Origin of the sequence: Streptomyces katrae, from assembly GCF_000717655.1 — a bacterium.
In the GTDB taxonomy this organism is placed as follows: Bacteria; Actinomycetota; Actinomycetes; order Streptomycetales; family Streptomycetaceae; genus Streptomyces; species Streptomyces katrae_B.
Window position 1 is genome coordinate 56855 of sequence record NZ_JNZY01000035.1, and the last position, 13011, is coordinate 69865.

The following is a 13011-nucleotide window of genomic DNA, read 5'->3' on the forward strand; positions in this document are numbered from 1 at the left end:
TCCGGCGGCTTGTCCACCGGGGCCCCTTATGTCTGTTTAGTGGAGAGGTTGCTTGTATGCGGTGTGGCGTACGCAACAAAAAGGCGTGTCTGTTTGGCGATTGACTGATGATCCGCCTAGCGTCGGCCGTGCTGTCCGTCAGTTGTAGGCGCCGCATCCGCGGCACCGGGCAGCGATCGCCGAGTCCCCGTCAGGCGCGAGCCTGGGGAGCCGGGGACCCACATGCGTCCCTGGGGTGAATCGGACCGCCTCGCCAGAGGGGGCCCGTAGGAGACCTTCCTGCTCCGAACCCGTCAGCTAACCCGGTAGGCGAGAAGGAAGGAAAGGATCAGCCCCTTCATGGCGTTTGGCAGTCGTGCCGCCGGTAAGCACCGTGGTTCCAGTCGTCTGAGCCGCAAGACCGCCGGTTACGCCGGCATAGCCGCCCTCGCCACCACCGGTGTCGTCGGCTCCCTCGCAGGCCCGGCGTTCGCCGCGTCGGACAAGGCCCCCTCCATGGAGGACACCGGCCTGAACGCCGTCGTGACGGCCGAGGACCTCCCGGTCCAGATCGAGGCCCAGGCCGAGGCCCAGGAGCACGCGGCCGAGGCCGCTGCCGCCAAGGCGAAGGCGGAGGCCGACGCGAAGGCGCGCGCCGCCGAGGCCAAGCAGAAGGCCGAGGAGAAGGCGACGGCCGAGCGCGAGGCAGCCGAGCGCGCCGCCCGCGAGGAGGAGCGCAAGCGCCTCAACACCTTCGTCGCCCCCGTCGACGGCTCCTACATCAGCACCCAGTGGCACGCGGGCGGCGGCATGTGGTCCTCCGGCAGCCACACCGGCATCGACTTCCACGCGGCCTCCGGCACCTCGGTGCACGCGGTCGGCGTCGGCACCGTGGTCGAGGCCGGCTGGGGCGGCGCGTACGGCAACAACGTCGTCATCAAGCACGCCGACGGCACCTACACCCAGTACGGCCACATGTCCTCGCTGAGCGTCTCCGTCGGCGAGCAGGTCACCCCGGGCCAGCAGATCGGCCTGTCGGGCTCCACCGGCAACTCCAGCGGCCCGCACCTGCACTTCGAGGCCCGTACCGGCTCCCAGTACGGCTCGGACATCGACCCGGTCGCGTACCTGCGCAACCACGGCGTCGACGTCTGACCCGCAGACCTCACCGAAGGCCCCGGCTCCCCGAGCCGGGGCCTTCGCGTTGTGGCCGCAAGTGGCCGCATGATGGCTGTAAATATGCGCGATTTCCGTCCGCGCTCGGAAAACATCGCGTGTTGCAATAGAGTCCCAGTACGATCCCAGCACGGTCGCGGAAATGGCGTCGGCAGTCGGAATTAAGCGGAGGTCCGGACTTGCGTATTCCTGCGCACGCGGTATGCACGGCAATCCGCGACGACATCGTCTCCGGAGTCTTCGAGCCGGGCGGCAGGCTGACCGAGGAGCTTCTGGCCCGCCGGTACGGGGTCTCGCGCGTCCCGGTCCGCGAGGCGCTGCGGACCCTGGAGTCCGAGGGTTTCGTCACCACCCGGCGGCATGCGGGCGCCTGCGTCGCCGAGCCCACCGAGCAGGAGGCGGCCGACCTCCTGGAACTGCGGATGCTGCTCGAGCCGGTGGCCGCGGCCCGTGCCGCCCGTCGGCGCACCGAGGCCCACCTCAAGGTACTGCGCGGGCTGGTCAGGCTGGGCCAGGAGCGGGCCAGGCGGGGTCAGGGGGAGGACCTGCGGTCCCTGGGGGGCTGGTTCCACGAGACCCTCGCCCAGGCCTCCGGCAGCCCCGGGCTGATCGCGCTGCTCACGCAGATGCGGCGCAAGGTCGCGTGGATGTACGCCGTGGAGGCTCCGGCCCGGCCCGTGGAGTCCTGGGCGGAGCACGGGGCGATCGTGGACGCGGTGGCGCGCGGGGACGCCGAGCGGGCGCGGGCGCTGACGGCGGTCCACGCGGACCGGGCGGCCGGGGCGCACCGGCTGCGCGTGAGGACTTCGCAACATGCCGTAAACATGGCGGGCGGTCCGCATTAACAAATAGCGCGTATTAATGGGATGGTGGCGTCCGAATTCACGGCGCATCGACGGCGCATTCGTGCGGTATCGGCGCGGTATCGGCTTGCATTCATGGCCGCCCGGCGCGGACGGAGATTTCCGGAAACGGCGAAGCCGCGGCCTCCGGAATTCCGGCGACCGCGGCTTCGCCGCGTGTCCGGGCGTGAACCCGAAGGGTCAGACGGTCTCGGGGAGCTCCTCGAGGCCCTCGGCGACCAGCTTCGCGAGGCGGTCCAGCGCCGCCTCGGCACCCTCTGCCTCGGACGCGAGGATGATCTCCTCGCCGCCCTGGGCGCCCAGGCCCAGCACCGCGAGCATGGACGCGGCGTTGACGGGGTTCCCGTCGGCCTTCGAGATGGTCACCGGGACGCCGGAAGCGGTCGTCGCGCGGACGAAGATCGAGGCGGGACGAGCGTGCAGGCCCTCGGCCCAGCCGACGTTGACGCGGCGCTCTGCCATGGTGATGCCCTTCAGGTTCTTACGGTTGTCTAGACCAGTCTCTCACGGCGCCTCGAATGCTCCGACCGACCTCCGGCCCGGATCCTCCGCCGTTCGACCTAACCCAGCTTGCACTTGTTTGTCCCTGCTTGCCGTACGCGCCGCGCAGGAGCTGTCCGGCCGGTCCTGGCCTTAAGATCGCCGCATGACCACCGCGTCGGACCCCTCGTACCCGGCCCACTGGGAAGCGGACGTCGTCCTGCGCGACGGCGGCACCGCCCGGATCAGGCCCATCACCACGGAGGACGCGGGCCGGCTGGTCAGCTTCTACGAGCAGGTCTCCGACGAGTCGAAGTACTACCGCTTCTTCGCGCCCTACCCCCGGCTGTCCGACCGCGACGTGCACCGCTTCACGCACCACGACTACGTGGACCGGGTCGGCCTCGCGGCGACCGTCGGCGAGGAGTTCATCGGCACCGTCCGCTACGACCGGATCGGCCCCGACGGCCGGCCCGCCTCCGCGCCCGCCGACGAGGCCGAGGTCGCCTTCCTCGTCCAGGACGCCCACCAGGGCCGCGGGGTCGCCTCCGCGCTCCTCGAACACATCGGCGCGGTCGCCCGCGAGCGGGGCATCCGCCGGTTCGCGGCCGAGGTGCTGCCCGCCAACAGCAAGATGATCAAGGTCTTCACCGACGTCGGCTACCAGCAGAAGCGCAGCTTCGAGGACGGCTCCGTCCACCTCACCCTCGACCTCGAACCCACCGCCGAGTCCCTGGCCGTGCAGCGCGCCCGCGAGCAGCGCGCCGAGGCCCGCTCCGTGCAGCGGCTGCTGGCTCCCGGCTCGGTGGCGGTGATCGGAGTGAGCCGCTCCGGCGGGGGAGTCGGCGCGGCGGCGCTGCGGAACCTGCGCGACTGCGGCTTCCAGGGCCACCTCTACGCGGTGAACGAGGCCGTCACCACCGACCTGCTGGACGGCGTACGGGCCTACCGAGCCCTCGGCGACATCGACGCCCCGGTCGACCTCGCGGTGATCGCGGTCCCCGCCGAGCGCGTCCCCGAGGCCGTGGCCGCCTGCGGCGAGCACGGGGTGCAGGGGCTGGTGGTGCTGTCCGCCGGCTACGGGGAGAGCGGCGCGGCCGGCCTCGACCGGCAGCGCGAACTGGTGCGCCAGGTGCGCTCGTACGGGATGCGGCTGATCGGGCCGAACGCGTACGGCGTGATCAACACCGCGCCGGAGGTCCGGCTCAATGCCTCCCTGACGCCGGCGCCCGCGCCGATCCGGGGCCGCATCGGGCTGTTCACCCAGTCCGGGGCGATCGGCATCTCGCTGCTCTCCGCACTGCTGCGGCGCGGCGAGGGGCTGTCGTCCTTCGTCTCGGCGGGCAACCGGGCGGACGTCTCGGGCAACGACATCCTGCAGTACTGGTACGAGGACGAGGCCACCGACGTCGCGCTGATGTACCTCGAAACCCTGGGCAATCCGCGGAAGTTCACCCGCCTCGCGCGGCGGACGGCAGCCGTGAAGCCGGTCGTCGTCGCGAAGGGCGGCCGCCACACCCCGGCCGGGCACGTGGTCCCCGGGACCAGGCTCCCGGACACCACGGTCTCGGCGCTGCTGCGGCAGGCCGGGGTGATCCGCGTCGACACCGTGACGGAGCTGGTGGACGTCGGGCTGTTGCTGGCCTCGCAGCCGCTGCCGGCCGGGCCGCGCGTGGCGATCCTCGGGAACTCGGAGTCGTTGGGCGTCCTCACGTACGACGCCTGCCTCACGCAGGGGCTGCGGCCGACGGCCCCGCTGGACCTGACCACGGCGGCGACGCCGGAGGACTTCCGGGCGGCGCTCGGCGCGGCGCTGGGCTCCGCCGAGAACGATGCGGTGATCGTCACGGTGATCCCGTGGGTGAACGAGCAGGAGCCGCAGGACGACCTGGCCGAGGCCCTCCGGGATGCGGTGGCCGGGCATCCCGGCAAGCCGGTGGCGGTGGTGCACGTGGAACTGGCGGAGCTGGTCGACGCCCTGTCCGCGGCGGGGGGCCCTCTGCCCGGGCCCGATCCCGTGCGGCCCGGCTCGTCGGGTGCGGCGCCGCTTCCGGGGGCTCCGGCCCCGCACCCGCGCGCCTCAAAGGCCGGCGGGGCCGGGGGCGGGGATGCCGGTGTAGTCGGCATCGACGTGCGGATTCCGGCGTATCCGGCCGCCGAGCGGGCCGTACGGGCCGTCGCCGAGGCCGTCCGGTACGGGCAGTGGCGGCGGGCCAACGCCGAGGCGGGGCAGGTGCCCGAGTACGAGGACATCGACGAAGCCGGAGCCGCCGCCCAGCTCGCCGCCGTCCTGGACGGCGTCGGCGACGCCGTCCTCACCCTCACCGAGGCCGACGCCGCCGCACTGCTCGCCCGGTACGGGATCCGGGTGCTGCCCACCCTGCCCGCGCCCACGGCGGACGACGCGGTCCGGGCCGCCCGGGCCCTGGGCTACCCCGTCGCCCTCAAGACCACCGCCCCGCACCTGCGCCACCGCGCGGACCTCGGCGGCGTACGCCTCGACCTCGCGACCGAGGCGGACCTGCGCCGCTCGTACGAGGAGCTCACCGATCTCCTCGGGACGCCCGGCGAGCTGCTCCCCGTCGTCCAGGCCATGGTGCCCCGCGGGGTCGACACCGTCGTGCGGTCCGTCATCGACCCGGCGGCCGGCGCCGTCCTCTCCTTCGGGCTCGCCGGCGTCGCCTCCGAGCTGCTCGGCGACACCGCCCACCGGCTCGTCCCGGCCACCGAGCGGGACGCCGCCGGGCTGATCCGGTCCATCCGGACCGCTCCCCTCCTCTTCGGCTGGCGCGGGAGCGACCCCGTCGACACCCCCGCCCTCGAGGAGCTCCTGCTGCGGCTGTCCCGGCTCGTGGACGACCACCCCGAAGTGGTGGGAGTCACCCTCGAGCCCGTCGTGGTCGCCACGGAGGGGCTCTCCGTCCTCAGCGCCACGGTCCGGGTGGCCCGCCCACCCGCCCGCACCGATCTCGGCCCGCGGACACTGCCCAGCTACTGAGCGGGTGCGCGGGCCCGTCGTCCGGACCTCAGGCGCCCGGGGTGCCCCGTGCGGGCCTTAGGATGGACCCCATGGCGAAATCCGGTACGACGACCCAGGGGCTGCGCACGGCGATCGAGCGCAGCGGCTACTACCCGGCCCTCGTGGCCGAGGCCGTGGAGGCCGCGGTGGGCGGCGAGCCGATCTCGTCGTACCTGGTCCACCAGGAGACGACCTTCGACTCCAACGAGGTGCGCCGGCACGTCACCGTCCTGGTCCTGACCGGCAACCGCTTCATCGTGAGCCACACCGACGAGCAGGCCGCCGACGCCGGGTCCCCGTCGCCGTACGCGACCACCTCCACCGAGTCGGTCAAGATCGGCGCGATCTCCTCCGTGGTGCTCAGCCGCGTCGTCGCCAACCCCGAGTCGTACACCCCCGGCACCCTGCCCCGCGAGGTCGTCCTGACCATCGGCTGGGGCGCGGTCTCGCGGATCGACCTGGAGCCCGCCGCCTGCGGCGACCCGAACTGCGACTCCGACCACGGCTACACCGGCAACTCCACCGCCGACGACCTCAGCCTGCGCGTCAGCGAGGCCGGCGACGGCCCGGAGGCGGTCCGCCAGACGCTCGTCTTCGCGCAGGCGCTCAGCGAAGCCACCGCGGCCACCTCCGCCTCCGCCCGCTGATGGCCTACTCCGCACCGTCGAACTGGGACGAGCCGGAGCTGCTGGACCTCGCCGGCGCCCCCGTCCCGGATTACGGCACCGGCTCGCTCGCCGACCTGCTGCCGACCCTCGTGGCCGGCCAGGGCGTCCCCGGGTACACCGCCGCCATCGCCGAGCTGACGCCGGCCGACCGGAACTGCGTGTTCCTGGTCGACGGCATGGGCTGGGAGCAGATCAAGGCCCACCCGGACGAGGCCCCGTACCTGACCTCCCTCCTCGGCAGCTCGCGCGGCGGCACCGGCCGCCCGATAACGGCGGGCTTCCCGGCGACCACCGCCACCTCGCTGGCCTCCGTCGGCACCGGCCTGCCGCCCGCGCGGCACGGCCTGCCCGGCTACGCCGTGCGCAACCCGGCCAGCGGCGAGCTGATGAACCAGCTCCGCTGGCACCCCTGGACCCCGCCGAAGCCCTGGCAGCCGTACCCGACCGTCTTCCAGCAGGCCGACAAGGCCGGGGTGGCCACGGCCCAGGTGTCCTCGCCCGCGTTCCAGACCACCCCGCTCACCAAGATCGCGCTCAGCGGCGGCACCTTCCTCGGCCGGATGACGGGCGAGGAGCGGATGGACCTCGCGGCCGAGCGCCTCGCGGCCGGCGACCGCTCGCTGGTGTACACGTACTTCAGCGAGCTCGACGGGGCCGGCCACCGGCACGGCGTGAACTCCGACGCATGGCGCGGCCAGCTGATGTACGTCGACCGGCTGGTGCAGCGGCTCGCCGAGCAACTCCCGCCGCGTACCGCGCTGTACGTGACCGCCGACCACGGCATGGTGGACGTCCCCTTCGACGAGGACTCCAGGATCGACTTCGACGAGGACTGGGAGCTGGGCGCGGGCGTCGCCCTGCTCGGCGGCGAGGGCCGGGCCCGGCACGTGTACGCCGTCCCGGGCGCCGAGGCCGACGTCCTGACGGTGTGGCGCGAGGTGCTGGGCGACCGGTTCTGGGTCGCGAGCCGAGAAGAGGCCCTGGAACTGGGCTGGTTCGGCGTGCCGGGGGAGTGCGACGAGCGCGTGCTCGGCCGCATCGGCGACGTGGTCGCGGCCGCCCAGGCCGATGTGGCCATCACCGCCTCGCGCAAGGAGCCCAACGAGTCCGCCCTCGTCGGCATGCACGGCTCCATGACCGCCGCCGAGCAGCTCGTCCCGCTGCTCGAGATCCGCACCTGACCGACCGCCCCTTCCTCCGCCCTGCCGCCCACGACCCGAAAGGTCCCGTACTTCCCATGCCCGAGCTGGTGTTCTTCTCCGGAACGATGGACTGCGGAAAGAGCACTCTGGCTCTCCAGATCGCCCACAACCGCGACGCGCGGGGTCTGCAGGGTGTCATCTTCACCCGGGACGACCGGGCGGGTGAGGGCAAGCTGTCCTCGCGCCTGGGCCTGGTGACCGAGGCGGTCGAGGCGCCGGAGGGCATGGACCTGTACGCGTACCTGGTCGCGCAGCTCTCCCAGGGCGGCAAGGCCGACTACGTGATCGTCGACGAGGCCCAGTTCCTGGCCCCCGAGCAGATCGACCAGCTCGCCCGCATCGTCGACGACCTCGGCCTGGACGTCTTCGCCTTCGGTATCACCACCGACTTCCGGACGAAGCTGTTCCCGGGCTCGCAGCGGCTGATCGAGCTGGCGGACCGCCTCGAACAGCTCCAGGTGGAGGCCCTGTGCTGGTGCGGTGCCCGCGCCACGCACAACGCCCGTACGGTGGACGGCGAGATGGTCGTCGAGGGCGCCCAGGTCGTCGTCGGCGATGTGAACCGGCCGGCCGGGGAGATCGGGTACGAGGTCCTCTGCCGTCGCCACCACCGCCGCCGCAGGACCTCGGCCGCGGCCCGCGCCGGCGCCCTCTCGCCGGACGTCCTCCCCGTCAACCACGCCTGATCGGTCAATCCAGCATCTTCAGCCTGAGTTGACGGACAGCGGGACGGGACCCTCCGGCCCTCCCGGCAAGCAAGGCGGCGTGCATCGATTGCCGCGTCCAGCAATGCCTTGGCGCTCGGAGTCGCCTGCTCGTAGCGGCGCAGAAGTGCCGGGGCGCCCGCGAGGTCTTGCGTCACCCGCCCATCCGTGCGGGTTCGGGTGAGGGTGTCGGCCAGCAGCGGACCGCCTTGCTTGGCGAGGGTGGCCGCGGTGTGCAGTGCTTCTTGGTTGTATGCGTCGGGGAGGGTGAGGGTACGACCGGCGAACAGCTCCCGCACTCGGCTGTGGGGGTCTGACTTGCCCGGAGTGGGCATCGCTGTGTAACGGTCGGCGTACTCGGGCCAGAGGGTGCCCAGGATGAGGATCGGCTGGCGGCGTGGGTCCGTCAACAGGCTATGCAGGGCAGCCGCGATCCGCTCGCCCACTCGGTCGCTGAGATAGTGCTGGGCCTCGTTCTACGAAGTCTTCTGCCGCCGCCGCATGACTTCTGCCGCGGCCCACGAGGGCGCCCCCTCCCCGGACGTCCTCACCGTCAACCCCGGCTGACCGCCCCGGCGGAAGGCGGTCCGGCCGGTCCGCGGCCGGGACTACCCACGTTGGTGATGGTCCTTGGCCGCCGGTGCGCGCGAGACTGATCGGACTTCAGACGTGCAGGGCGTCGGCAGCCGTGCCGGGAGTGACCTTCCTGTTGGCCGTCCACAGCAGCACGCCATCCGAAGGCTTCACTTGACGGTCGGCAGCGGGAAAAGGGGCTGGGGATGCCATGCGGCAACTTGAAGTAGCACTGATCGGCGCAGGACTGATAGCACGCTTCCACCTGGACGCGTGGACCACCGTCGGGGCGTCCGTGCGCGTCTACTCCACCGACGGCCGCGCCGGGGAACTCGCCGACGAATTCGGCGCCAAGGCCGTCGGTTCCCTGGAAGAGGCGCTGGACGGCGCGGACGCCGTGGACATCTGCACCCCGACGGACAGCCACTACGACATAGCCATGACCGCGATCGCCGCGGGCGTGGGGGTGGTGTGCGAGAAGCCGCTGGCGGCCGGCACCGCCGAGGCCGAGGAGATCGTCGCCGCGGCGGAGCAGGCCGGCGTACGGCTCTATCCGACCCACAACGTACGGTTCGCTCCGGCCTACGCCCGGCTCCACGAGCTGGTGGCGGCAGGCAGCCTGGGCACGGGCACGGTCGCCCGGTTCACCGTCGCCGGTTACCACCCGCGGCCCTGGACCGGCCACGCGTCCGCACGTTCGGGCGGGATCCTGACCGACCAGCTGCTGCACGGCGTCGACATCGCCTACTGGGTCTTCGGCGATGTCGTACAGGTGCACGCCTCCTACCAGGGGGACATCGCCGCACCGGCCCCGACAGGGGCCGTCGGCGTCGGGACCGCCGTCCTCACCCACGCCAGTGGCGCGCTCAGCCAGGTCGTATGCCGGTGGACGGCGACGCCGCAACCCCCCTTCCGCCTCACCTACCGCGTCTCGGGCACGGGCGGGACGGTGCACTACGACTCCGAATGGCCCCAGGAGATCCGGGTGTTCGGCGATGCGGCCGCGAACTTCGGCCACTTCGGGGAGAAGCCGTTCGTCTCCGAGATCCGCGAGTTCGCCCAGGGGTTCCTGGGCGGTCCCGAGCCCCGTCTGGGCCCGCGGGACGCGCTGGCGGCCATCCGTATCACCCAGGCCGCCGCCGAGTCCGCATGGACCGGGCGTGCCGTGGAACTGACCGTGAAGGAGGCCTCCGCGTGAAGGTCGCCGTGTTGTCCTTCGCCCACGAGCGCGCCGCGACGTACGCCCGGCTGCTGCGCGACATGCCCGGCGTCGACCTGGTCATCGCGGACCCCGACGGTTCGCCGGATGACCCGGCCCGGGGTCACGCCGTTGCCCGGCAGCTCGACACGCCGTACGCGGGAAGCTGGGACGAGGTGTTCGCACTGCGCCCCGAGGCCGTGGTGGTCACGAGCGGGATCGGCCGCCGCCGGGAACTGGTCGAGCGGGCGGCCGCGGCTGGGGCGCACGTGCTGTGCGAACAGCCGCTGGCAGCCGATGAGGCGGACGCCCGGGCCATGGTGCGCGCCTGCGAGGACGCGGGGGTGCGGCTGACCCTCGTGTCACCGGCCTGCTTCAGTCCGGCCTTCGCCGCCGTGCGCGAAGGGATTGCCGGCGGCGAGGCCATCGGCAAGCTGACGACCATTCACGGGGCGTACAACAGCCCGGCGACCGGGGGACGGGAGGACGGCGGAGCGCTGGGTACGAGCGCCGCCCACCTGCTCGACATGGTGGACGCGGTGCTCGGCGGGGAACCGGCGGAGCAGGTGTACGCACAGGCGAACAGCCTCCTCGGCGGAGAGCCGGGCGCCCCGAGCGCGGCAGTCGTCACGGTGCGCTATCCGAGCGGGACGGTCGCATCCATCGACTGCAGCCGGAGCGTGGCAGCGCACCAGTCGGCAGTGGACGGACCGATGATGAGCTTCATCGGTGACCGGGCGAGCGTGGAGTTCCATGCCCGCCCACGGCTGCTCGGCGGGTTCGACGCCGCCACGGCCGGCGAACGGTGGGAAGCGGGCGGGACCGACCTGTACGCGGTCATGCTCGGCGCGTTCATCGCCGCAGCCGGTGAGGGGCGCGGTGCCGGCCCGGACGGCGCAGCCGGCCTGCGTACGCAGCGGATCATCCAGGCGGCCCGTGCATCGGCGGAAAGCGGCCGGCCCGTCGATCTGGCAGCGCCCGTGGGCTGAGGCGCAGCGGCCTCGACGGCATCGCGGACACAGCCGTGGGCGAAGCTCCTGGAGAAACGGTGGACGTCGGTCGTGACACCGCTCACCAGGAGCTTCGCCAATTCTCCGGCGCGCCTATCGGCCCTACCAGGCTGAGGGATGTTTTGCCGTCAGGGCCCGGCCTAGGGTGGCCTGAGAGATCAAGGCTGCACCCTCGCGATGAATCGCAAATGTCGCGGGATGTGTAGACGTACATTTCCCGATCGTTAAGGGGACGTCCGCATGTCACACCTCCTGCACATTGACTCGAGTGTCGGTGCCGAATCCGTTTCGAGGCAGCTGTCAGCCTATTTCGCTGAAGAGTGGCGTAACAACCACCCTGGTGGCGGCTATGTTTATCGCGACGTTGCAGCCCAGCCGGTTCCGCACATCACGCATCCCGTGCACCAGGCCCTCGTCTACCCGGACAGCGACCACGGTCAGTGTGCGGAGGAGCAGGAGCTCACCGCGGCGATCACCAATGAGCTGCTCGAGGCGTCTGTCCTGGTCCTCGGCGTTCCCATGCACAACCTCTCGGTCCCCTCGACCCTCAAGTCCTGGCTGGACCGTGTCGTCCACCCGGCCCACATGGTCCGGCCCGGGAAGTCCGGACCGCTCAGCGGAAAGAAAGTCGTGGCGATCTTGTCGCGGGGCGGTTCCTACGCGCCGGGAACGCCGCGCGAGGGGCACGACTTCCAGCGGTCTTATCTGAAGGCGATCATGGAGGCGATCGGTCTCGGCGAGGACCTGACCTTCGTGACTGCCGAATTCACGATGGCGGCATCTGCACCGCAGATGGCGCATCTCAAGCCGCTGGCGGAAGCCTCCCTGGCGAACGCGTACGACACTCTCGGGAAGCTGGCCCAGTAACCCCGGCCCTTTCCGATGTGCAGTCTCGATTGAGAAGGACTCCATGAGCGACGCAATTTCCTTCGAGGAGCACTGGGACCGGACCCATCAGTTCGATCCCCCTGCCATATTCGATTCCCTGCGCGCAGAACGTCCGCTCGCGCGCATGGTGTACCCCGACGGGCACGTCGGCTGGATCGCCACCAGTCACGAGCTGGTGCGCAAGGTCCTCAGCGACCCGAGGTTCAGCCACAACCTCGAGGACTTCCACTTCCCGGTGACGCGCTTCGGAGAGCCGGCCGTCGGCTCCTCTCCGGAGATCCCGGGGATGTTCATCCACATGGACCCGCCCAACCACACCCGGTACCGGCGTCTGCTGACGGCCGAGTTCACCGCCCGTCGGGCGAGTCGGCTGACGGCGCGCGTCGAGGCCGTGGCCGCCGAGCAGATCGCCGTGATGCGCGAGCAGGGCGGCCCGGTGGACCTCGTGGCGAACTTCGCCGGGCCGCTGGTCCTGAGGGTGCTGTCCGAAATGGTCGGCCTGCCCTACGAGGAACGTGACCGCTACGCCCACGCGCCGGCCGTCCTGCACGACCCGGACTCGACGCAGGAAGAGGTCGGAGCCGCCTTCGCGCAGCTGACCCCGTTCATCGTCGAGGTCGTGGAAGAAAAGCGGAAGGAGCCCGGAGACGACCTCATCAGCCGGCTCGTCGCCGACGGGGAGTTGACCACCGAAGAGGTGTGCAACATCGTCACCCTCCTGCTGTTCGCGGGCTACGAGACGACGGAGAACGCGCTGGCGGTCGGGGTCTTCGCCCTGCTGCACCATGCAGACCAGATGGCGGCCCTCCGTGCGGACCCGTCGAAGCTCGACGCCGCCGTCGAGGAACTCCTGCGCTACATCAGCATCAACCAGTACGAGATGTACCGCACTGCGCTGGAGGACATCGAGCTGGACGGTCACCTGGTCAAGAAGGGGGACACCGTCACGGTGTCGCTGCCCGCCGCCAACCGCGACCCGGCCAAGTTCGAATGCCCCGCGCAGCTGGACATCGATCGCGACACCTCGGGCCACGTGGCGTTCGGCTTCGGCATCCACCAGTGCCTGGGCCAGAACCTGGCGCGCGTCGAACTGCGCGCCGGCCTGTCGGCCCTCCTCCAGGCGTTCCCCGGCCTCCGGTTGGCCGTTGCGGTCGATGAGGTACCGCTCCGCCTCAAGGGTTCCGTCTTCGCGGTAAAGAGCCTGCCCGTCTCCTGGTGACCGCCTCCCGGTGAGCTCTCTTCTTCTCTGAT

Annotated in this window: 11 protein-coding genes and 1 riboswitch; of the genes, 10 read left to right on the forward strand and 1 reads right to left on the reverse strand. The window is 71.5% G+C overall.

Features of this window, described 5'->3' with window-relative positions:
* Positions 1–167: 167 nt before the first annotated feature.
* A riboswitch (cyclic di-AMP (ydaO/yuaA leader) is annotated at positions 168–326 on the forward strand.
* Between the two features lie 13 nt (positions 327–339).
* Positions 340–1134 (forward strand): M23 family metallopeptidase, encoded by a 795-nt coding sequence (locus tag IF09_RS0131195; RefSeq protein ID WP_030301456.1) that lies wholly within the window; start codon positions 340–342, stop codon positions 1132–1134.
* Positions 1135–1334: 200 nt separating this feature from the next.
* Positions 1335–2000 carry a GntR family transcriptional regulator gene (locus tag IF09_RS0131200; RefSeq protein WP_030301458.1) on the forward strand — a complete coding sequence of 222 codons (666 nt, stop codon included), beginning with the start codon at positions 1335–1337 and terminating at the stop codon, positions 1998–2000.
* A 198-nt stretch (positions 2001–2198) separates the two neighbouring features.
* On the opposite strand, the gene IF09_RS0131205 is transcribed toward IF09_RS0131200, so the two are convergent.
* Complete coding sequence (locus tag IF09_RS0131205; RefSeq protein ID WP_030301460.1) at positions 2199–2480, reverse strand: HPr family phosphocarrier protein; 282 nt, start codon at positions 2478–2480, stop codon at positions 2199–2201.
* A 184-nt stretch (positions 2481–2664) separates the two neighbouring features.
* Here IF09_RS0131205 and IF09_RS0131210 point away from each other — a divergent pair, with 184 nt between their 5' ends.
* The 8 genes from IF09_RS0131210 (at position 2665) to IF09_RS0131245 (ending at position 12979) form a co-directional block, all read left to right on the forward strand.
* Positions 2665–5496, forward strand: coding sequence for a bifunctional GNAT family N-acetyltransferase/acetate--CoA ligase family protein (locus IF09_RS0131210; protein ID WP_030301463.1), 2832 nt, complete (start codon positions 2665–2667; stop codon positions 5494–5496).
* 71 nt (positions 5497–5567) lie between these two features.
* Positions 5568–6164 carry a DUF5998 family protein gene (locus IF09_RS0131215; RefSeq protein WP_030301465.1) on the forward strand — a complete coding sequence of 199 codons (597 nt, stop codon included), beginning with the start codon at positions 5568–5570 and terminating at the stop codon, positions 6162–6164.
* A complete protein-coding gene (locus tag IF09_RS0131220) occupies positions 6164–7366 on the forward strand; it encodes an alkaline phosphatase family protein (protein ID WP_030301467.1) in 1203 nt (400 codons plus the stop codon). Before IF09_RS0131215 ends, IF09_RS0131220 begins: the two co-directional genes overlap by 1 nt.
* 56 nt (positions 7367–7422) lie before the next feature.
* Positions 7423–8073, forward strand: a complete 651-nt coding sequence (locus IF09_RS0131225; protein ID WP_030301469.1) for a thymidine kinase — start codon at positions 7423–7425, stop codon at positions 8071–8073.
* 802 nt (positions 8074–8875) lie between these two features.
* Positions 8876–9862 carry a Gfo/Idh/MocA family protein gene (locus tag IF09_RS0131230; RefSeq protein WP_030301471.1) on the forward strand — a complete coding sequence of 329 codons (987 nt, stop codon included), beginning with the start codon at positions 8876–8878 and terminating at the stop codon, positions 9860–9862.
* Positions 9859–10851, forward strand: a complete 993-nt coding sequence (locus tag IF09_RS0131235; protein ID WP_030301473.1) for a Gfo/Idh/MocA family protein — start codon at positions 9859–9861, stop codon at positions 10849–10851. The genes IF09_RS0131230 and IF09_RS0131235 overlap by 4 nt, the downstream gene beginning before the upstream one ends.
* A gap of 261 nt (positions 10852–11112) precedes the next feature.
* Positions 11113–11739, forward strand: a complete 627-nt coding sequence (locus IF09_RS0131240; protein WP_030301475.1) for an FMN-dependent NADH-azoreductase — start codon at positions 11113–11115, stop codon at positions 11737–11739.
* Between the two features lie 43 nt (positions 11740–11782).
* Positions 11783–12979, forward strand: coding sequence for a cytochrome P450 (locus tag IF09_RS0131245; protein ID WP_030301477.1), 1197 nt, complete (start codon positions 11783–11785; stop codon positions 12977–12979).
* Positions 12980–13011 lie beyond the last annotated feature (32 nt).